Below are 20,722 nucleotides of genomic sequence, written 5' to 3' on the forward strand. Positions count from 1 at the left end.
AGCGTGGCCAGGGCATTGCTACACACGGCAAGAGGTGGCCTACCCGAGGAGATCGCAGTGGCCGTGACCAACTGGAGTACTGACGGAGCAGTCGTCTGCTCCGAAACCCATGGCTGACCTGTGCTCCCGCCTCGCTGAGCCTGCCGTGCGCCAAGGTCCCGGCCGATGGGTCATCCTCAAAACGCTGTGCCACGGAATTCTGTGGACCAACGAGCGCACCATCGGCTTCCAGCCTGTACCCACGCCTAGCGCCGACCCGCTCCCGGTCCTCGAAGTGATCACCGCGACGCCAGGCACCGCCACCGAAGCATTCGACCACCTCGCCGACATGTACGGCGAGAGCCGCATTGTGGCCGGCGACCTCAACACCTGGCGACCAGACAAGGTCAGCAAACGATGACCTCGCAGTACCTACCACAGTCCGACGTCATGGCGGAGTTCCGCCTACTCATCGCCGGCATCGCGTGCGCTGTCGAAGAGCAAGGCGATAAGGCCAGACTCCAAGAGCTGCAACGCCTACTGCTCCCCCGCATCGAACACATCAAGCACCTCGGCGGTAAGAAGAGCAAGCGCGACCAACTGGTCCGCGCGATCGCCGAAGCACGCGAGCTATTCACCAAGATCATGGGCCCGGAGTGGACACCGAGGCTCGATACTCAGACAGCGCGCGCCATGCGTGAGCGCGGCGTCGACCCGCTCATCATCGTCGCCTGATGCCTAGCAGACCACCACGCGTGTGCAACCGGTGCCGCAAGCCTGCGCCGACCAACCGGCGCTGCCCATGCAAACCCGCATGGGAAGGATCGAGCTACGGCATCAGCGGCACCGACACCCGCCAACGCCGCATGCGAGCCGCACAGCTCGAGGACGAACCGATCTGCCGATGGCCAGGCTGCAAGGCCCTGGCGACCACCGCCGACCACATCGTCAACCTCGCCGCTGGCGGGGCCAGGTACGACCCGACCAACCTCCAGAGCCTCTGTGACCCCCACCACGCCCAAAAGACCAGGTCAGAGGCCCAAGCCGGACGGAACCCCAGGTCAGAGGCCTGAGGCCCTCAGACCCCTCCCTGCCGGCCGCCAGGAAAAGCCCAGGTCAGAGGCTTGGACTCGGCAAACGGCCAGGTCAGAGGGGTAGGGGGTCGGCATCTCTGGGGCCCTCCGAAGGGAACGCCCGACGGGTTGGGCTTAGTTTTGGCCGCTCAGGATGGCGCCCCTGGGGGGGGTCAGCGGGGGTCGCGCCAGATCCGCAGGGCCGCAACGGCTTTCGAGCATCGAATCGGCCTGCGCGACAACGACTTTCGAGCCCGAGGAGGTGCATAATGCCTGGTCCAGCACCTGCGCCGCCGAATCTGAGGCTCCTCGGTGGCCGGTCCGAGGGTCGCGACAGCGGTGGCCGGCCGGTCGCGCCGCCGCCGGACTTCCGTCGGATCCCGCCGAAGCCGCCGACCTGGCTCTCTCGTGAGGCGAAGGCCGAGTGGAAGCGAGTCGTGCCGGGCCTCTCTCGGCTGGATTTGACGAAGGAGGAGGACCGCGCGTCACTGACGGCCTACTGCGAGACCTGGGCGACGTACAAGGACGCGATTCAGCTGGTCCGCAAGAACGGGATCGTCGTCGAGAACAAATCGACTCGGAAGGACGGGACCGAGACGATATGGCAGACGAAGAATCCCGCGATGGCGGTCGCCGAGCGTGCGTCACAGCAGCTGCGCATGTGGGCTGGCGAGTTCGGGCTGACTCCTTCGGCCGAAGGGAAGCTGTCGACGGCGTTCGGTGCGGTCGAAGGCGCACCTGATGACGACGCAAACCCCTTCGCTTGAGCTTGATCAGGACGAACTCGACCGTCTGAAGCTCTCCCCCGAGGTCGCCTGGTACTTACAGAGCCGCGGGATCCCGTTTCCTGACTGTCCGCCGCTGATCAAGACCCCTGAACCGCGCGATGAGCCGGGTGCGCGCTTCGATCCGGCGCGTGTCGACAAAGTTCTGACCGCGTTTTCGATGTTGCGGCACACCAAGGGTCGGCTGGCGGGCAAGCCGCTGAAGCCGGACCCCTGGCAGGTGGCCTACATCTTGGCTCCGTGGGCCGGGTGGGTCCATTTCGATGAGGACGTGGGCGATTACGTCCGGATCATCCGCACGATGTACGTCGATCTGCCTCGCAAGAACGGCAAGTCGACGATCGCGGGCGGGATCGGGCTGTACCTGACGTGCGCTGACGGTGAGGCCGGCGCCCAGGTGATCGCGGCGGCGACGCGGAAAGAGCAGGCGGGGTTCGTTTTCGAGCCGATCAAGCAGATCTGTGAGAGATCGCCCGCGCTCCGGCCGCACACGAAAGCGTTGTCGTCGAAGATCACTCACCCGAAGAGCGGCAGCTACTTTCAGGCCGTCGCCTCGGCGGGCGACGCGCAGCACGGCGCGGACCTGCACGGCGGGATCGTCGACGAGCTGCACTTGCACAAGACCTACGAGCTGGTCGAAGCGATCGAGACGGGTACCGGCTCTCGCTCCCAGCCGTTGATTCTCTTCATCACGACCGCGGACTCGGGCAAGCGGCACACGCCGTACGACCGCAAGCGAACGATCATCGAGTCCCTTGCCCGCGGCGCACTGAAAGACCCGTCGACCTACGGCGTGGTGTTTGCGGCGCCGAAGGAGATGGATCCGCTGAGCGAGGAGGCTCAGCGCGCAGCCAATCCCGGTTACGGCATCTCGCCGACCAGGGCGTACTTGCGGGACGCTGCGACCAAGGCGCGGAACTCGCCGGCGGACCTGGCGAGCTACCTGCGACTGCACATCGGCCGGCGGACGAAGCAGGACACCAAGTACCTGAAGCTCGAGGCCTGGGACGGCAACGCGTCGATCGTCGATGAGTCCCGACTGAAGGGCCGCAAAGCGTTTGGCGGACTGGACCTCGCGTCGACGTCAGACCTCTCGGCGCTGTGCTGGGTGTTGCCTGACGACGAACGCGGTGGGTTCGACCTGGTGTGGCGGATCTGGACCCCGGAGGACAACCTCGAGGATCTCGACGCTAGAACGGCTGGCGAGGCCTCAGTGTGGGCCAAGAGCGGCATCCTGACCGTCACACCGGGCAACGTCGCGGACTACGACTTCATCCGAAGCTCGATCAAACGGGACTCAGAATTCTTTGATGTCCAAGAGATCGCCTACGACCGGTGGAACGCCACGCAGCTGGTCACCGAGTTGGTGACTGACGGCGCTCCGATGGTCGCGATGGGCCAGGGCTTCGCGTCGATGTCGGGCCCGACGAAGGAAACCCAGCGGCTGATACTGCAGGGCACGCCAGAGAAACCGATCATGCGGCACGGCGGTAACCCGTTGGTGCGCTGGACCGTCGACAACTTCGCGGTGGTCCTCGACGACGCCGGGAACGTGAAGCCCTCGAAGAAGGATGCGGCCGACAAAATCGACCCGGTCGTCTCGCTGATCATGGGCCTGGCCCGGGCGATCGAGGTCCAGGAGCCCGAGACCGAGAGTGCCTACGAAGACAACGACCTGATGATCGTGTGACGGGAGTCCAAGTGCTCGAAGCAATCCTGGTGGCGATTGGCGCGATTGGCGTGGTGATCGGCCTCGTTGGGGCCGTGAGAGAGCTGACTCGACGCCGCGGCTACTCGACTGAGCCACTGATCTCGCGCCGCGTGGTGATCAATCTCAAGTCCGGGACCGCGGTGGCTGGCGTGATCACACAGAACGACGGATGCCTGCTGACTGTGAAGGGCGCAGAGGTCATCGAATCAGGAGCGACCGCACCGACGCCGGCCGACGGCGAGATCCTCGTCGACCGAACGCACGTCGACTACATCCAGGCGCTCTGATGTCGTTCATCGTCTCCGACGGGGCGCTGCTGGGCTTGTCGAAGCCAGCGCAGGCACTTCCGACGACGCTCAACCTCGACACGCCTGTCACGTTCGCCAACGCCGCAGCGGTCGACTACTACGAGATGTTCCGCAAGCAGCGCGCGGTCCGCACAGTGGTGTCGTTCCTTGGCCGCAACATTGGTCAGCTGGGAATCCATGCCTACCGACGCAAGGGCGACACCGACCGCGAGCGCCTAGGCCTCGACCACCCACTCGCCAGGGTGATGGCACAGCCGAACGCGGTGACCACGAAGTACCGGTTTATGAATGCACTGGTTCACGATCTCGGGATCTATGACCGCGCGTACGCACTCAAGCTCGGCTCATCCGCGCAGCCGCAGTTGGTTCGGGTGCCGCCAGCGCTGGTCACACCGAAGGGTGAGAACTGGATGACGCCGGACTCGTTCGAGCTCAAGGGCAGCAAGGGCAAGCAGGTCGTCGGCCGCGAGGAGCTGATCTACTTCCGCGGCTATGGCGGATCGGCCGACTTCGGTGAGTCGCCGCTCGAATCGCTGCGCCAGATCCTCGCTGAAGAGCACCTGTCGTCGAAGGCGCGGTCGGAGATCCTGAGCAAGGGCGCGCGAGTGTCGGGCTACCTGGAGCGACCGGCGGATCCGTCGGGGAAGTCGTGGACCAAGGAGGCCCGCGAACGCTTCCGCAATGGATGGCAGGCGCAGTACATCAGTGGCGGCTCCGACGTGGGCGGTACGCCGATCCTCGAAGACGGCATGAAATTCCAAGAGGCCAACCAGACCTCGAAGGATCTGCAGTACATCGAGGGCCGCAAGCTCACCCGCGAAGAGGTGGCCGCGGCGTACTTCATCCCACCACCGATGGTCGGCATCCTCGACAAAGCGACATTCTCGAATATCACCGAGCAACACAAGATGCTGTACCAAGACACTCTCGGCCCGTGGCTGACGATGATCGTCGAAGAGATTGCGCTGCAGCTCATCCCCGACATCGCACCGACCGAGATGGACGAGCTGTATGTCGAGTTCAACCTCCGCGAGAAGCTCTCGGGCAACTTCGAGCAGCGCGCCGCGTCGGTGATGGCAGCCGTCGGCGGGCCGTACATGACCATCAACGAAGCTCGCGCGATGGACAACCGCCCGCCGATCGAAGGCGGCGACGAGTTGATCCGCCCGCTGAATGTCACCCAGAACGGAAGCCAGGAACCCATCCCTGCGGCCGAGGCGCCCACGCCTCCGGTGGAGGACGAAGACGACCAGGAGGACGTCGCATGAAAACACGAACTGCCGGCCCCGGTCAGCTCGACGCCAAGACCAAGTTCAAAGCTGGTGCTGATGCCGGCCTCGAGGAGGGCGAATTCATCGCCTACGCCTCGGTATTCGGCAACCGCGACAGCTACGGCGAGGTGGTCCAGAAGGGTGCGTTCGCTGAGTCACTGGGTGACTGGGCAAAGGGCGACAACCCAATTCCCCTGCTGTGGGGCCACAACTTCGCTGACCCGGACTACAACCTCGGATTCATCAAGGACCCCGAGGAGGACGACCGCGGCCTGAAGGTCCACGGCGTGCTCGATCTGCAGTCCCCCAAGTCCGCCCAGGTCTACCGGCTGCTGAAGTCCGGTCGCGTGGCGCAGATGTCGTTCGCGTTCGACATTGTCAAAGAGCGCTACGTCGAGGCTGAGTACGTCGACAACGGCGACGGCACCAAGACAGTCACTCCGGGCTACTGGCTGCTCGAAGAGCTGAAGCTGCACGAGGTGTCGGTCGTCCCACTGGGCGCAAACCAGGAAACCGAAGTCCTCGCGGTGAAGTCGGCAACCGACGCACTGCGCATGAAAGCGGGCAAGGCACTCTCGACCAAAAACGAGGCCGTCATCCGCGACTCCATCGAGCGACTCGAGGACAGCCTCGAAGCGCTCAAATCAATACTTCCGGCCGACGACGAGCCGTCGGACGAGAACGAAGACCAGGACCAGACCAGCGGCAAGGGAACCGTCCCCGGCGTCAAAGCCGATGTGACCACGCCCAATTCGTCCGTCTCCCTGGCGCAGTTGGACGCGCTCGAGCTAACTCTCGCGACGAGCGCATAACACCTCACCAAGGAGAAATATGAAGACACGACTGGTACAGCTCAAGGAAGCAGCCCAGGCCGCCGCGAAGTCGGCCCGCGAGATCGCGGAGAAGGCGGACGCCGAGAACCGCGACATGACCGAGGCCGAGCGCAAGGATTTCGATGAGGCACTCGCCAAGGGCAAGGATCTCGTCGAGAAGTTCAAAGTCGCGAAGTCCGATCAGGATGTGATCGACTCCGCGATGGCGCTGGCTGACGACATCGGCCCCGACGCCAAGGGCGATCTCGAAGCACAGAATGGCACCATTCCGGTTCGTGAGCGGGTAAAGTCGCTCGGTCTGCAGGTCGTGGAGTCCGAGCAGTTCAAGGCCGCGATGGCGCCGTACAAGGGTCGCCAGATCAACGAGAAGGCTCGGTTCCAGACCGACCCGATCGGGATCAAGGGCCTGTTCGTCGGCGGGACCGATACTAGTGCCGGCGCTTTCGTTGTCCCGGAGCAGACCGGCATCGTGGAGATGCTGGGCCGCAAGCCGCTGACCATCCGCGATCTCGTCTCGGTGCGCCGCACCGGGTCGGACGCCGTGGAGTACGTCGAGCAGGCGTCACACACCAACGCCGCCGCGGTGGTTGCGGAGGCGACGAGCTCGGCTGCACCGACCGCGCCCGGAAGTGCCGGCGCTCTGATCAACGCTGCCGGTGGTGGCTACAAGCCTGAAGGCGCTTGGGCTTTCCTCCGCCGCACAGCGCTGGTCAAGACCATCGCTGAGTGGGTGCCGGCGACCAAGCGGGCACTGTCGGATGTCGCGGCCCTCGAGGGCCTGATCAACGACGAGCTGCGCGCCGATATCGCCGAAGCAGAAGAGGCGCAGATCCTCAACGGCAACGGCACCGGTGAGAACTTCACCGGCATCAACGCCTGGTCGGGTGTGCAGACGCAGGCGTTCTCGACCGACATCTTCGAGTCGGTCCGCAAGGCCATCACCAAGGCCCGCACCATCGGCCGTTCGAACCCCACTGGTGTGGTGGTGAATCCGGTTGACGCCGAGGTGATCGACCTGGCGAAGGATCTCAACGGCCAGTACCGCTACGGCGGTCCGCAGGCCATCGGTCAGCGGACTCTCTGGGGTCTTCCGGTCGTCGAGTCCGAGACCCAGGCTGCCGGCGAGGCGTTGCTCGGCGACTTCTCCAAGGCGGTGCTGTGGGACCGCGAGGAGACCACGGTCACGATGACGGATTCCCACGCGGACTTCTTCATTCGGAACATGGTCGCGGTCCTGGCCGAGGAGCGGCTCGCATTCGCGGTCACCCGTCCGACCGCGTTCGTCAAGGTCGACATCGCTGCCTGATGGCATTGATCAGCTCCCGCTCGGCCGGTGGAGCATCACGCCGGCCGAGTGGGGCTCCACAGCCTGAGGAGGCTCACATGCTGGACATTTACGAAGTTGAGGTCAACGGCCATCTGGCCACGTTGCAGCTGACGGCGGAAGACGCCAAGGAGCGCGGCCTGCAGAAGTCGGACACTGTGGCGGCGAAGCGCGAGGCCGAAGCTGAGCGCCAGGCAGCCGCAGCGGCCGCCGAAGCTATTGCGGCAGAGGCCAAGGTGAAGGCGGAGGCCGAAGCCAAAGCGGAGGCTGAGCAGAAGGCAGCCGCCGCTCCCGCGAACAAGGGCCGCACCCCGGCCAACAAGGCCGCGGGCGCCGACGCGAAGTGATCGACTTCTCGAGCTATCCGCCGCTGGTCGCCCAGTCAGATCTACCCGACGGCTTCACGGTCGACGACAACGATCTGCGGGCGGCCGGCGACGACCTGCGCGGTGAATGTGGGTGGCACATCGCTCCTCGCGTGGACGACATCCTGTGGATCGACGGCGACGGCAGCAGCCTTTTGACACTGCCGTCGCTGCTGATCACCGAGCCGACGGAGATCACTGACGCGAACGGCCAGGCGATCTCCGGTTGGTCATGGACCGAGTTCGGCCAACTCACCGGCTCGTGGCCCGCCGGGTTCCGGTCGGTGAAAGTGTCTGTGTCCCACGGCCTTGCGGAGACGCCACCCAACCTCATTGCAGTCGTGGTCGACATGCTCCGCGACCGCGCGAACGCGGCCGCCGGCAACACCATCGGCGCGGTGGCTCACGATGGCGCAAGCATCACCTACATCAACCCGTATGCGCCTCGTGGCAGCAGCAGCGATGTCGGTGTGCGCCGAAGCCTCAGCGATGCGTACGGCCACATTCTGCGCAGGTACAGCCTGTGACCGCTCCCGATCCGTTGGCGATCTTCTACACCTGGCCAATCAAGGTGCGACGCAAGGCTGGGCAGACAGCGAGAGGCGCGACCTTCGACGACTGGGATAACTCGATCAAGGCGAAGGTCCGAATGGTCTCCCAGCTCGTGACTACTGCCGATGGGACTGAAGTCGTGTCGATCGCAACGGTATCGATGTCGCCGGATGAGCTTCTGATTCCCGTCGGCTCAGAGGTCATTCTGCCGGTCGAGCTGAACGCGACCTCGGACGGCCAGGAGATCGCTTGCACTGTCGAGGTTGAGGGTTTGCACGACACCAAAATTCCGGGTATGCCCAAGTTCTATCAGGTGGCACTGGCCTGATGCCCGTCAGTTTCTCGTTCCCATCCTTCGGCGGTGGGCCGCGTAAACGTGCTCTGACTCGGGCCGCGAAAGCGCTCAAAGATGACGCCCAGGCGCGAACACCCTCTGACAGTGGAGAACTCAGGAAGTCAGCCGAGGTCGAACACCTCGACGCTGACAGTGTCCGGGTGAAGTTCACCGCGCCTCACGCGGTGCGGCGGCACTACAGCAAGAAGTACGACGACGGCCGACTGTTTCTGCTCGACGCGACCGAGTCCTCAGGACCACGCATCGCGCAGATCCTCGCCGACGAAATACGAAGGGGTTTGCAGGGCCGATGAGCGAAGTCACCGAAGAAGAACTGCTCGACTCTCTCGGCCGTCGCCTCGAGGAACTCGGGCTGGTGCGCTACAGCCCCACCGAACCGTACGGCGCCGACGACCCCGATCTGCCGGCCTTCATCGACGGCAACCTTCCGCCCGATCCCGATACCGCTGTAGCGGCGAAGATCCTGGCAGACCGCCGCGACCGCGACGAGTTCAGTCCCGACATCGATATTCGTCTCCGCTTCCGCGCGGTCGGTGAGACCGGATCGTGCGTCAGCGGCAACGCCGATGCGGCGTACCTGCGGCTGCACGTCCCTGATTACGAGTACCAACCCCAAGTTTGGCCCGGAGGCATCCGGGTCATTGATGTCCGCCGCATTGTGCGGGCGCCGTCCACCCAGGACTCGAACGGGCGCTGGATGCGTCCGGACGACTACCGCATAACCCTCGCTTAACCAGAAGGAGAAGCACATGTCTGCACCCCTGCAGCCGACGGACACCTCAGACCTGAGGCCCACACTCGCACGCCACTGGGCGGCCCGAGTCCGCAAGAGCACGTCCGATCCGTGGACACCTATTCGCGGGATCCAGTCATTGGATCCGCAGTACAGCAAGTCCCGTCAGGACGCCGGTGATTACCACTCCGGCAACGCGACCGCCCAAATTGCGACAGAGGGTTCGTGGACTCTCGCGATCACCGTCGGCCGCAAGCTCGACGAGGCGGGCTCGCCGGACCCCGGCGTCGAGCTGCTCCGCTCACTCGACTCCGAACTGGGCTACGAGGAACTGGTTCACGTCCAGTGGTGGCGCACCGACGGCCTGCCGGACAGTTACGAGGGCCTCGCTGGTGTCGACTTCACCTCTGCTGGTGGCGAGAAGGCCTCCCTGCAGGGCGCAACCATCACCCTGACGGGTTTCGGATCTCGCACGAAGGTCACGAAGCCGACCGCGGTGGCGGTGAACGAGGTCCAGCGCATCGAGATCGAAGGCGCTCCGACCAGCTTCAAGCTGAAGGTGCTCGCTGCAGTGACCTCCGCGCTGACCTTCTCGTCGCTGACGGCGTCCGGACTGCAGACCGCTCTGCAGGGTCTGGCGCCGATCGGATCTGGCAACGTCACCGTGACCGGCGACAACGCCAGCGGCTACGTCGCAACGTTCGCCGGTGCGCTCGCCGGCATCGATGTGCCGGTTCTGGTTGCCCTCGACATCGTCGGCGGTACCGATCCCGAGGTCAACATCTCGATCGTCCAGCACGGTCAGTCCGCGGGCTGATAGTTGTTCGACCAGTTCGACGAGTGGCTCGACTCCGGACTCATCCTGCCCATTGGTCGGAATGAGTTTCGGGTCGAGCCACCGTCAGCTCTGACGATCCTGCGCCTGCACCGGTTGCTGGCGGACGGGGATCACCGGTGGACATCGACCACCGAACGTGTCGAGATTGAGCGCGTCCTGGGCGGCACATGGGATGAGATGGTCACTGCCGGCGTCCCGGAGCTCAAGGCCGTCCACGCTGGCCGGACTGCCATCACACACTTCACTGACAGCGCCGCGAATGCGTTGGCGACGTGGAAGTTTCAGAAGCTCGTCGACCGGGTGACACCGGCACCTACGCCGAAACGCAAGCCGACCATCTGGCTCGTCGACACCGACGATCCGATGGTCGAAGATCCTCCCGGCACGATCAACGAAATGGACCCCGGCGGCGGTCCGTACATCCCCGAGCAGGGTGACCGCCTTTGGTACAACCCGCCAGAGATGGCGCCCGCATACCAGCCGAAGTCCAAGGACGACGAGTTGGACATCCGGTGGTCCGACATCATCGCCGCCTGGGACGCCGTCTGCGTCGACTTCCAGATGCACCCCTGGGGCATTGACCTCTCATCCGGCGTGCTTGAGCAACGCTCGTGGCAGTGGCTCGCTGTCCGCCTGCAAGTAATTCTCGGCGACCCGAACTCTCGGGCCCGCCGCACCATCGAAGCGCGAAAGGCGGGCACCAGTGGCGACTCGGTATGACGACCTCGACCAGCACTTCGACCCGGACCTGTACCTGACGATCAACAAGGTCGTGTATCAGGTTCCGGCACCGTCGATTTCAGAAGCTGATCGGATCCGCCCGAAGCTCTGGGGTCCGGAAGCCGAGGACTTCACCCCCAAGCAGGAGCAGGCGGAGGCCGAGAAGATCCTCGGCCCGGCATACCTGGAGATGGCCAAGAATGAAGTGCCCGCGCCGTACGTCAATCACGCCGGCCGTACCGCGCTGATCCACTTCTGCACAGGACCACAAGGTCCCGAGCTGGGCCGTGGGCATTGGGCTTTCGCGCATCTGTCAGAGCGCATCGATGTCCAGAAGCTGATGAAGGTGATGGCCGCCGAACGCGAGAAAGCCAAGAATGCGGCCGCAGCTCGTGAAGCGATGAAGTCGAAGGCTGATGTCTGAGCGCGTAGCAGACCTCTACGCCGATATCTCCCTGCGCGGTGGCGACGACTTCGAGGAGCGCCTGCAGTCCGGTCGGGAGAACCTCGTCCAGATGGGCCGGGCGGCCGACTCGTCGAGCGAGCAGGTGCGCCGCGCTGCGTTGCGCACATCGACTGCCTACCAAGAAGTCCAGAAGGAACTTGAGAAGGCGCAACGTACGGCCCGCACACAAGCCCAGGCCGCCGTCGATGCCGCCGATCGAGAGCGCATCGCCGTCGACAGGCTCGCCGAGACTCGCCAGCGCTACGGCGCTGACTCGGCCCAGGCCGTCCGAGCCGCGGAGAATGTGGCGCGTGCCCATCGGGAAACCGACACCGCCGCGCGCCGGGCTGAACGCTCCCTCGACCAACTGACCGTCACCCAACGGCGGGCTGGCCAGGTGGCACAGCAGGCAGCCGACGACATGCGCGCGGCCGGCCAAGACATGGAGAGCGCTCTGCCGTCTGGCGAAGAGATGGGTGCTCAGGGCGAAGAGGGCGGCGACGGTTTCGGCGGCGGGTTCCTCGCTGGCGCAGCGGGAAAGCTCAAAGGGATGGCTGGCAAAGGTGGGCCGATAGCCGCTGCAGTCGTTGGTGTAGCGGCGATCGGGTTGACCGCCGGCCAACTGCTGGCGAGTGCCATTGCTGAAGGTATGCAGCGCGAGCTGGTTCAGGACACGATCCAGGCTCAGCTCGGTATTGATGCTGAGACCGCAGGTCGGATCGGCAAGGCCGCCAGCGAGGCCTACATGGATGTTTGGGGCGAGACGGCCGAGGCCAACATGGGTACGCTCCGCTCCGCGTTCGAGTTCAAGCTGATCGACACCTCTGCATCACAGGCCGACATGGAAGGTCTGATCGCGAAGATCGAGACGCTCAACGGTGTACTGGGCACGGAGACCACCGAGAGCTTGCGCGCCGTGAACGGTCTAGTGAAAACCGGGCTGGCCAAGGACATCGACGACGCCGCGAACATGATCATCCGGGCCAAGCAGCTCGGCATCGATGCACAGGGCGACTTGATCGACTCGATCTCGGAGTACTCCGCAGGATGGAAGCAGACCGGGTTCTCGGCAGAGTTCACCCTCGGTCTGATCTCGCAGTCGATGGACAACGGCGCTGACAACTCCGACCGGGCCGCGGACAGCATTCGCGAGTTCGGGCGCCGCGTTGTCGAAGAGGGCGAGACCCTCACCGAAACCTTCAACGATCTCGGGTTCAACGGCGAAGAAATGTACGCCAAGTTCGTGCAGGGCGGACCGGAGGCCGAGGCCGCGTTTGATCAGGTCTTCGACTCCATCCGCGCCATCGAGGACCCAGCGAAACGGGCCGCTGCCGCCCAGGCACTGCTTGGTGATACCTCGGGCGATTTCATCGACACCATGGCCCGCTGGGATCCGTCCGAGGCCACAAGGAAGTTCGAGGGGTCTGCTACCGCCCTGGAAGACGCCTCAAAGACCATGGGCGACAACGCCGCAACCACCTGGGAAGGGATGCAGCGCACCGTCGAAGAGGCGACGATGGGCATCAAGCAGTCAATGGCGGAGGCCTTCGGACCACACATCGGAGAGTGGTCGCAAGGCATTCTGGAAAACAAGGATCAACTGGTCGCCTTCTTTGCCGACGTCGTCTCTGCCGCACTGACTTTCGGTGAAGGAATCGCGCAGGTTGCGGTCGCGGGCCTGCACGCTTGGGGATTCTTCGCTACCGGTCTCGGTGAGATTCTGCGCGGGATGATGGACGCGGTCGCGATGGGCGCGGGTCTGCTGGGTGATCTTGTCGGGGCCATCCCAGGGATGGGTGATGTCGGCGACGCAATATCCGACGCGGGCGACGCCGCCGCGGGAATGGCGGACAAGATCGTCGGTCTCGGTGACTCAGCCCACGGAATGGCCAACACGATCGCCGACGACGTAATCCCTGGGATTGTCGACATGCGTGATGCGGTCGATCTAGCTGGCGATTCCGCTCGCCAATCTGCCTGGGCGATGGACACATTGACCGGCTCGGTGATCGGCATCCCGAACGAGAAGACCATCCTCATCAACGACAACAGCCAGCAGACGATCGATGGGCTCACCCAGCTCGGGCTCAAGGTTGAAACGCTGCCCAACGGCACTGTGCGGGTGACCGCCAACACCGACGAGGGCCAGCGCATCATCGACGAGTTTCTGGCTCGCCCCAAGACTACCTCGGTCACGGTCTATGCAGTCGACGAGAACGGCAACTCTGTCCTCAGCAACCCCATGTTCGGCAAAGGCCTCGGCGTCCTCAAACAGACGAACGCTGACGGATCGATACGCGAGTATGCCGACGGTGGCATCGATGGGAGACTCCCAGATCAGGCGATCATCCAGCCGGCCACTCGCGGCAAGCGAGGCCTGGTCCAATGGGCCGAGACTGACGCGGGACCGTGGGAGGCGTTCATCCCCGGCGCCGCATCTAAGCGCGGGCGTGCCACGAACATTCTGGCCGAGGTCGCAGATCGGTTCGGCTACAAGATTTTCAAGATGGCCGATGGCGGCGTGCTCGGAACCCTGCAGGCAATCCAGCAGGTGGCCGCACCCGGACTGACTATGACTTCTGGTCAGCGCGACGAGCCCGGCAGCTACCACGGCACCGGGCAGGCCGGCGACTTCGGTCCCCCCGGCGGCGGCCGCGACACCGACGAGATGTTGGCGTTCGCCAACTACATGGCCGACAACTACAAGTCCCAACTGGCCGAGCTGATCTACCACGATCCGCGGTTCTCGGGACGACAGATCGGCGACGGCGAGTTTGTCGACGACAGCTATTACGCCGACGCTGGTGATCACCACGACCATGTGCATGTTGCGGCCAAAGAGCCCCTGGTTGCCCCTTCCGGGCCCGCATCGGGCGTCGACAACCGCACTGACCGCGAGAAGAACATTGACACCGTCATCGCTGAAGGTAAGCGCCGCGGGAAGTCGGACAAAGAGATCAAGTCGGCGGTCATGGCCGTCCTCGCTGAGACCGATGGGGAGAACCTCGATCACGGCATGGACGGCGACAACGCCGGAATCCTGCAGCAACGAGACGGCTGGGGTACCCGTGAGCAGCGCATGGATCCGGTTTACGCCACGAACGCGTACTACGACGCCCTCGAGAAGGTCGGCAATACGGAAGGAATGACCGAAGCGCAGATGGCGCAAGCGGTCCAGAAGTCGGGCACCGCCGACGGATCGAACTACGCGGCCAAGGGGGCTGAGGCAGACGCCGAGATTGCGGCCAGCCTCGCTCGCGGATCTGCTGCCAGTGGAGACCTCACTGCGTCGGGTGCTCCTGCTGGTGTGCAGCAGGTGTACGTCGTCGGCGGCAAGCTCGACGGTGCCTCAGCGACCTCGACCGCCACCGCGGCGCCGAGTAATGCATCGGAATCTTCCGAGCCAGTGGACAGCGCCACCAACTTCAAGATCACTTCACCACTGATGCGTGGCCGCGCGCCGATCAAGCTGTACGCCCAGGGCGGGATCGAGGACCACCAGGCGCAGATCGCCCGCCCCGGTGACTACCGCGTGTGGGCCGAACCGGAGACCGGCGGCGAAGGGTATGTACCGCTCTCCCCGTCGAAGCGCCCTCGGTCCCTGCGGATCTGGGCTGAAATCGGTCGACGTCTGGGAGTGAAGGGCTTCGACAGCGGCGGGTTCGGTGGCTACACCGAGGACACTCGCGATGCTCTCAAGCCGCGGAACCTGCACGACGCGCTGTCCCTGGTCACCGGCATGGGCTTCATGGCCGCATCGGGCGTCGCTCCCCTGGTGTCGATGGGCGCGAGTGGCCAGTGGGATCTCGGCAATGTCGCACCAACTTTCGACTCGGGAGCGAACGACATTCCCGGCCTGTCCGGCGTGGTGAGTGATTACGCCAACCAGATCTCGCAGCAGCTCGAAGCGGTTGTCCAGGCGATACGGGAGGGCAAGAACATCACCGTCACAGTCGAATCCGATGAAGGCCCGGCCAGCATGATCATGCAGAAGAACGGCATGTGATGGCCGGCCCAACGATCATCCTCACCGGTGTCGACGGCGAGCGCTGGGAGTTCGGTGACCCGCAGTGTCCGGTGCGCCTGAAGTACGTGAAGGGCCTGGGCGGCGCTGACTTCACCACCGATGACACAGAGGGTGTCGGTCAGGCCGGCGTGACGTTTGTGGCGATCAACGACGATCCGAACGTCGTCACCCTGGGCGCGAACCTCGGCCCGGTCCCCAAGTCGCTGGGCATGGATCTGCTCTCGCGGTGGCGCCGGACCTTGGGCCGCGGCACCAGTCTGCAACCAGGCGGCTCACTGGCCAAGATCGACGTCGTCGAGACCGGGCGGTTCCAGATGGTCCGCCGAATCGGCAAGCTCCACAGTCCATTCGAGCAGATGGCGAACGTCGGCTGGATGTTCGAGGACGTGAACCTGCGTAGCGATGAAACGTGGTGGCGCGCAGAGCCGGTCATCAAGGAGTTCACAGCTGCCGAGTTCGCAACCGCGACGATCGACAGCTACAGCACTCAACCGGTGTGGCCGCACTACCGGCTGACCGGTCCGATCACCGGGCCAACGCTCTCGATGGCCGGCGAGGCCGCGCGGCCGCTCCCCTCTCTCGCTGCCGGTCAATGGCTCGACATCGAGACAGACCCCGACTGGTGGGACATCCGCGACCAGGCCGGTGCGGACCGGTCGTGGATCGGTGATCGCTGGTACGTGCAGGCACCGGCCACGATCTCACCGACCCTGCCTATCACCGTTCCGATCACCATCACCGGTATCGGGACAACCAGCGCCACGCGGCTGAAAGTCACCCTGCCCCAGCTCTTCGAGACGGCCCTGTGACGACCGTGCTCCCGGGGTACGCCCGGCCGAACACCACGCCGGTCACTGGATTCCCCATCCAGATCGGCCGGCGCAACAACCCGGTGATCGACTGGCGTCCCCTCGGTCGGTACCAAGAGGCCGCCTTCGACTGGACATTCGGAATCGAACCTGGCACCGGCGCTTTCACTCTCGCTCCGGATCACCCCATGGTGTCGCAGCTGGTGAACCTCAAGCACCGCTGCTTCCACATCCGGACCGAGTACAACGGCAAGCCCTGGGACGGCCGGATCATGCGCCGGCGGCTGAGCGGTGTCCCGGGTCGCGAGAAGATCCTCTACACCTGCGTCGACAACAAGTACCTAATGCAGCGCTGGCTCGCCTGGGTCAACGCGACGTTCCCGCCATGGATCCAGGTGGGACTCACCGGCAAGCAAGACGTGATGTTCGGGCCGCCGGATCCGGTGTTCAAATACTTCTTCGCCAAGAACATGATCCGCCTTCGCTTCCCGGCATTCTGCAAGCTCCCCCTGCAGTGGCCGTCCGAGTGGACTGCGCCCGACCTGAACGACATCGACAGCTTCGACGACCTGCTCGACCTGATCGCCGACATCACCGATCCGATCGTCGCGTTGCAGGCCCGGTTCCCTCGAGGTGCCGACCTGTTCCAGCCGTCGATGGATCGCCTTGAGATGGGCATGTCGATGAACTTCTGGGATGGTCGCGGACCGTCACCACAGGTCTTCAACACCACAACGCTGGGCAATCTGCAATCGATCATCGACGCATCATCGGACCACTTTTTGGATCTGTCACAGCTGATGAAGCCGATCAACGAGGGTTTGTGGTCGGACTCGATGGATCGCCCAGGCATGGTGTTCGACACCAAGCAGAAGCGGGACAACCGAAAGGTGCAGTTCCGCACCGATGCTCCGGGTCAGGTCGAGTCGTACGACTACGAAGAGTCGCACCCCGAATTCGGCAAGGTGATCGTCGGCGGCAAGTCACCGCAGATCCTGAACGATGTAATCGAGATCGGCGCGAACCTCGCGATCCAACTCCTGATCAATCTGGTGGCCCCGGGCTTGGGTCTCGGCGTCGTGGTGGGCGACTTTTTCGACGACATCTTCTTTGCGTACGAACAGTATTGGGACCAGAACCTGATCGACGAGGTCGGCGAGGATGACCTCTGGCCAGAGGACTTCGCGGACAACACCGCAGCACACTCCCTCGATTCGTACTCGGTGGCCATGAACGCACTGAAGGCCGGCGGCGGCGGCGAGTCCCTGCTGATCAATGCAACCTCCGGCGGTGCCGATGGTCGCGGCATGAGCTTCGGCGCAGACAACAACACCTCGAGGCGCTTCGACGTCGGCGACATCATCCAGTTCTGGACCCGCGGAAACACCGTCGAGCAGCACGTGTCGAAAGTCGCTGTGGCAGATCGCAATGACGGACGGATGCGGGAACAAACAACGCTCGGCCAGGCCCGCCAGCTCAGGGGTCCGTGGGATCGCGCGATCACCGGATTGATCGGCGCCGGCGCAACGTCGCGCGCGTGGGCCAACTCCGTATGAAAGGTGCCGGTCGGCACATCGAACCCAACAACACTCGCACCACCAGTAGGGAGTACATCCATGGGCGCACCAGCCTTCCGCGAGATCGACATGATGGGCAACAACCGAAGCAACCGTTTCGGCGCGGCCGTCGTCTTCTTCCTCGGCCACACCGAGGAAGGCAACGCGACCGCTCAGGGCCTGGCCGCGTCCGGCAATTCGTCGGGCAACTTCAGCTATCACTACACCTGCCGCGACGGAATCCTCGTCGACATGGTCGACACCGACTACGCATCGTGGTCGGTCCTGGACGCCAATCCCCGATCGATCAACTTCGTGTTCGCCGGATCCCGCGCCAGCTTCACCCGAGAGCAGTGGCTCGCCCGCCGCAATGACATTGCGATCTTCGCGTGGGTCGCGGTGCAGGACAGCAAAAAGTACCCGATTGGCAAGGTCGTCAACCGCGGCCGCAACTACCCGCTCGGCAACCGGCCGTGCATCGCCGACCACTACTTCGTCACCCGGGTTCTGGGTATCGGCGATCATTCCGACCTCGGCCCCAACTTCCCGTGGGACGTCGCTGAGGAATACGTACGCGATTACCTGACAGGAGTCCCCGCGGTGCCACCAGAGAACCTCATCAACAAGGAAGCCGCCAAGGCCAAGGCCTGGATCGGTAAACGTCTCGCCGCCGAAGGTGTTGCAGGCGAGACAATCACCCCCGACGGCCGCGGCAAGTGGGTGAAGTACGAAAACGGCTACGTGTACTTCACAGACACGACTGGCGCGCACGCCATCCCGAACTACATCTTCTCCACCTGGTACCAACTCGGCGCCGAAAAGGGTGTCGCCGGATACCCGACCGGCTCTCACTCCGTGCTCAAGGAGGGCGAGGTACAGGGCTTCGAGGGAGGCGCGATCTACCGCCGCGGGCATCCCGGGCAGAACGAACAGGTGGGTGTCCTGATCGGCGGGAAGATCCGCGAGAAGTGGAACAGGTCGGGCTTCGAGAACGGACCCTACGGCTACCCGATTTCGATGGAGACCAAGACGAAATCGGGTGCGATCTGGCAGCAGTTTGAGAAGGGCCGTATGGCCTTCTCCCCTGACAACGTCGTCGGACTGTTCACGCAAGACGGCCCCGACATCATCAACTGAAAGTGAGACAAGTCATGGCTATTCAAACCACTCCCTCAGCTCGCCTCGTTTTCGGCCGCGAGCCCGCGGCATGGGCTGGCGCGATCATGGCGGCCGTCGCGCTGCTCGTCGCGTTCGGTCTCAACATCAGCACCGAGACCCAAGGCTTGATCCAGGCCGCGGTCAACGCGGTGCTGTCGCTGATCGTGGTGATCAGCGTCCGTGAGACCGTTCTGCCAGCCATCCTCGGCGTCGTACAGACCGGCCTACCGCTCGTGGTCGCATTCGGCTTCGACGTCACTGAGGCCCAGCAGGGCGCCATCCTCGCAGCCGCGAGCCTGTTCCTGACGCTGATAGCCACTCGTCCACAGGTCACACCGAAGGTGCCCGCTACGGGCAGCCTCGTCGTGTGGACAGAGCGGGAGAGCAACGAGTCCTTCATTCCGTACAGCGGTGAGCACAGGGCCGACTAGTGCTTGGTGCGCGGCTGATGGCCGCGGTCACTGGCTGCATGAACGTCGCGGTTGGCGTGCTGTACATCTCCCCCGAGGAGCTGGTACGCCGGCCGCTGCAGCCAGGCCAAGTCTCCGCAGTGGTGTGGATCGAGAACGTCGGGCCGCTGTGGTTCTTCGGATTCGTGCTGACCGGACTCGCACTCCTGCTCGCTGCTGTTCGCAAGCAGGGCTTCATCTTTGCGCACGTCGCCGCGTCAACGTTCCTCGCACTGTACGCGGGATGCATCCTCTTCTCCGCAGTCCTCACCGAACCGCCGGCACCTGTTGTCCTCGGAACGTTCGCCGGGTTCATGGCGATCCTGCACATTGCGATCGCCCGCGGCGACGCGGAAAGGGGCTGTCGGTGAGCGCACTGAGCCCTGAACTCATCGCGTCGTTCGGCGGCCTGCTCGCCGCTCTTGGCGCTCTCACCACCGGCATTCTCGCGACCAGATCGAAGGTGAAGCTCGACGACATTGCCAAGCTGCACGCCAAGATCGACGAGCTCGAGGCTGACCTCGCCGAGGAGAAGACCAATCACGATCGTGACGCCGATCAGTACCGAGTGAAGCACTCGCAGACGATCGCCGACTACGAAGCAGAACTGGCCGAGCTGAAAGAGCGCCTGCGCCAGCGTGATCAGACGATCGGACACCTCGACCGGGTCGTGATGGCGCTGCGAACCTACGTTGCTCGAGCACGCCGCAAGCTGATCGACAACGAGATCGAGGTTCCTGCAGCTGTGGAAGGAATGGACGACTGATGACCAAGATCGTGTGTGTCCGCGGTGCGGGTGAGCCGATTGCCGACAACATGTGCGCGGGTGTGGTCCGCGGCTTCGACAATGTCGTCGAGCTGGTCTACCGGCCGGAGATCAGGCCGATTGGGATGCTCCGGTATCCCGAATCAGTGGCCGGCGGGCGTGCAGCTCTGCGCCGCATCGATGAGCAGGGTGAGGACTACATCATCGTGTGCTTCTCCCTCGGCGCCGCAGTGGCCGGCGACTTCGTCATGCTCGATCGGCCCCAGCACTGCAAGGGCATTGTGCTTCTCGCTGATCCGCTGCGCGATCGTCGGCAGTGCTCGAACTCCGGTGTGCCGGCCCATCACTTCGGTATCGCTGGTGAGCGTCTGATCACCGGACTCCCGGTGCACAGCTTCGCGATTCCTGACGATCCGATCACCGCGTGCCCGAACGACAACGGGATGCGAGCGATCGCTACCGCGGTCACCAGCCGCCACCAGTCGCTGCATCCCCGCTGGGCCTGGGACGCTGGGTACACGGTCAAGTGGGTGTGGAAGTACACATCAACCGGCCGGCATGTGGCATACGGCCACGAGAAGATGCCCGGCGATCGACGTACCTACGTCGAGGCGGCGCGCGATGCCCTGGTGGGGATGCTCTAATGCCACCGCGAATACCGCCTA

At 64.2% G+C, this 20,722-nt stretch carries 25 protein-coding genes; all 25 read left to right on the forward strand.

Features of this window, described 5'->3' with window-relative positions:
- Positions 1-145 precede the first annotated feature (145 nt).
- The 25 genes from AC1TPF_RS26865 to AC1TPF_RS26985 all read left to right on the forward strand — a co-directional run bounded on the left by AC1TPF_RS26865 (position 146) and on the right by AC1TPF_RS26985 (position 20,701).
- Positions 146-400: a hypothetical protein gene (locus AC1TPF_RS26865; RefSeq protein WP_482145851.1), complete on the forward strand. Its 255-nt coding sequence runs from the start codon at positions 146-148 to the stop codon at positions 398-400.
- Positions 397-714 carry a hypothetical protein gene (locus AC1TPF_RS26870; protein ID WP_482145852.1) on the forward strand — a complete coding sequence of 106 codons (318 nt, stop codon included), beginning with the start codon at positions 397-399 and terminating at the stop codon, positions 712-714. The genes AC1TPF_RS26865 and AC1TPF_RS26870 overlap by 4 nt, the downstream gene beginning before the upstream one ends.
- Positions 715-845: 131 nt before the next feature.
- Entirely contained in the window at positions 846-1,052 is a 207-nt protein-coding gene (locus AC1TPF_RS26875; RefSeq protein WP_482145882.1) for an HNH endonuclease signature motif containing protein, read from the forward strand.
- A 269-nt stretch (positions 1,053-1,321) separates the two neighbouring features.
- Positions 1,322-1,819 carry a phage terminase small subunit P27 family gene (locus tag AC1TPF_RS26880; RefSeq protein WP_482145853.1) on the forward strand — a complete coding sequence of 166 codons (498 nt, stop codon included), beginning with the start codon at positions 1,322-1,324 and terminating at the stop codon, positions 1,817-1,819.
- Positions 1,794-3,527, forward strand: a complete 1,734-nt coding sequence (locus AC1TPF_RS26885) for a terminase large subunit (protein WP_482145854.1) — start codon at positions 1,794-1,796, stop codon at positions 3,525-3,527. Before AC1TPF_RS26880 ends, AC1TPF_RS26885 begins: the two co-directional genes overlap by 26 nt.
- 11 nt (positions 3,528-3,538) lie before the next feature.
- Positions 3,539-3,835 (forward strand): hypothetical protein, encoded by a 297-nt coding sequence (locus AC1TPF_RS26890; RefSeq protein WP_482145855.1) that lies wholly within the window; start codon positions 3,539-3,541, stop codon positions 3,833-3,835.
- Complete coding sequence (locus AC1TPF_RS26895) at positions 3,835-5,124, forward strand: phage portal protein (protein ID WP_482145856.1); 1,290 nt, start codon at positions 3,835-3,837, stop codon at positions 5,122-5,124. Before AC1TPF_RS26890 ends, AC1TPF_RS26895 begins: the two co-directional genes overlap by 1 nt.
- Positions 5,121-5,939 carry an HK97 family phage prohead protease gene (locus AC1TPF_RS26900; RefSeq protein ID WP_482145857.1) on the forward strand — a complete coding sequence of 273 codons (819 nt, stop codon included), beginning with the start codon at positions 5,121-5,123 and terminating at the stop codon, positions 5,937-5,939. The genes AC1TPF_RS26895 and AC1TPF_RS26900 overlap by 4 nt, the downstream gene beginning before the upstream one ends.
- A gap of 19 nt (positions 5,940-5,958) precedes the next feature.
- Entirely contained in the window at positions 5,959-7,266 is a 1,308-nt protein-coding gene (locus AC1TPF_RS26905; RefSeq protein ID WP_482145858.1) for a phage major capsid protein, read from the forward strand.
- Between the two features lie 77 nt (positions 7,267-7,343).
- A complete protein-coding gene (locus AC1TPF_RS26910) occupies positions 7,344-7,631 on the forward strand; it encodes a hypothetical protein (protein WP_482145859.1) in 288 nt (95 codons plus the stop codon).
- Positions 7,628-8,176, forward strand: a complete 549-nt coding sequence (locus tag AC1TPF_RS26915) for a hypothetical protein (protein ID WP_482145860.1) — start codon at positions 7,628-7,630, stop codon at positions 8,174-8,176. Before AC1TPF_RS26910 ends, AC1TPF_RS26915 begins: the two co-directional genes overlap by 4 nt.
- Entirely contained in the window at positions 8,173-8,529 is a 357-nt protein-coding gene (locus AC1TPF_RS26920) for a hypothetical protein (protein ID WP_482145861.1), read from the forward strand. Before AC1TPF_RS26915 ends, AC1TPF_RS26920 begins: the two co-directional genes overlap by 4 nt.
- Positions 8,529-8,849 (forward strand): HK97 gp10 family phage protein, encoded by a 321-nt coding sequence (locus tag AC1TPF_RS26925; protein ID WP_482145862.1) that lies wholly within the window; start codon positions 8,529-8,531, stop codon positions 8,847-8,849. The genes AC1TPF_RS26920 and AC1TPF_RS26925 overlap by 1 nt, the downstream gene beginning before the upstream one ends.
- Positions 8,846-9,289 carry a hypothetical protein gene (locus AC1TPF_RS26930; RefSeq protein ID WP_482145863.1) on the forward strand — a complete coding sequence of 148 codons (444 nt, stop codon included), beginning with the start codon at positions 8,846-8,848 and terminating at the stop codon, positions 9,287-9,289. Before AC1TPF_RS26925 ends, AC1TPF_RS26930 begins: the two co-directional genes overlap by 4 nt.
- A gap of 16 nt (positions 9,290-9,305) precedes the next feature.
- Complete coding sequence (locus AC1TPF_RS26935) at positions 9,306-10,106, forward strand: phage tail tube protein (RefSeq protein ID WP_482145864.1); 801 nt, start codon at positions 9,306-9,308, stop codon at positions 10,104-10,106.
- A gap of 3 nt (positions 10,107-10,109) precedes the next feature.
- Positions 10,110-10,847: a DUF7426 family protein gene (locus tag AC1TPF_RS26940; RefSeq protein WP_482145865.1), complete on the forward strand. Its 738-nt coding sequence runs from the start codon at positions 10,110-10,112 to the stop codon at positions 10,845-10,847.
- The gene (locus tag AC1TPF_RS26945) at positions 10,831-11,271 is read left to right on the forward strand and encodes a DUF7426 family protein (protein ID WP_482145866.1); all 441 of its coding nucleotides are present in this window, start codon (positions 10,831-10,833) and stop codon (positions 11,269-11,271) included. Before AC1TPF_RS26940 ends, AC1TPF_RS26945 begins: the two co-directional genes overlap by 17 nt.
- Positions 11,264-15,298: a phage tail tape measure protein gene (locus tag AC1TPF_RS26950; RefSeq protein WP_482145867.1), complete on the forward strand. Its 4,035-nt coding sequence runs from the start codon at positions 11,264-11,266 to the stop codon at positions 15,296-15,298. Before AC1TPF_RS26945 ends, AC1TPF_RS26950 begins: the two co-directional genes overlap by 8 nt.
- Positions 15,298-16,128 carry a hypothetical protein gene (locus AC1TPF_RS26955; RefSeq protein WP_482145868.1) on the forward strand — a complete coding sequence of 277 codons (831 nt, stop codon included), beginning with the start codon at positions 15,298-15,300 and terminating at the stop codon, positions 16,126-16,128. The genes AC1TPF_RS26950 and AC1TPF_RS26955 overlap by 1 nt, the downstream gene beginning before the upstream one ends.
- Positions 16,125-17,684 (forward strand): Gp37-like protein, encoded by a 1,560-nt coding sequence (locus AC1TPF_RS26960; protein ID WP_482145869.1) that lies wholly within the window; start codon positions 16,125-16,127, stop codon positions 17,682-17,684. Before AC1TPF_RS26955 ends, AC1TPF_RS26960 begins: the two co-directional genes overlap by 4 nt.
- Before the next feature lie 60 nt (positions 17,685-17,744).
- Complete coding sequence (locus tag AC1TPF_RS26965) at positions 17,745-18,821, forward strand: LGFP repeat-containing protein (RefSeq protein ID WP_482145870.1); 1,077 nt, start codon at positions 17,745-17,747, stop codon at positions 18,819-18,821.
- A 14-nt stretch (positions 18,822-18,835) separates the two neighbouring features.
- Entirely contained in the window at positions 18,836-19,273 is a 438-nt protein-coding gene (locus AC1TPF_RS26970; RefSeq protein WP_482145871.1) for a hypothetical protein, read from the forward strand.
- A gap of 17 nt (positions 19,274-19,290) precedes the next feature.
- Positions 19,291-19,662: a hypothetical protein gene (locus AC1TPF_RS26975; RefSeq protein WP_482145872.1), complete on the forward strand. Its 372-nt coding sequence runs from the start codon at positions 19,291-19,293 to the stop codon at positions 19,660-19,662.
- Positions 19,659-20,057 carry a hypothetical protein gene (locus AC1TPF_RS26980; protein ID WP_482145873.1) on the forward strand — a complete coding sequence of 133 codons (399 nt, stop codon included), beginning with the start codon at positions 19,659-19,661 and terminating at the stop codon, positions 20,055-20,057. Before AC1TPF_RS26975 ends, AC1TPF_RS26980 begins: the two co-directional genes overlap by 4 nt.
- A complete protein-coding gene (locus AC1TPF_RS26985; RefSeq protein ID WP_482145874.1) occupies positions 20,057-20,701 on the forward strand; it encodes a hypothetical protein in 645 nt (214 codons plus the stop codon). Before AC1TPF_RS26980 ends, AC1TPF_RS26985 begins: the two co-directional genes overlap by 1 nt.
- Positions 20,702-20,722: the final 21 nt, after the last annotated feature.

The sequence above is a fragment of the Williamsia sp. Y853 genome (assembly GCF_056786495.1).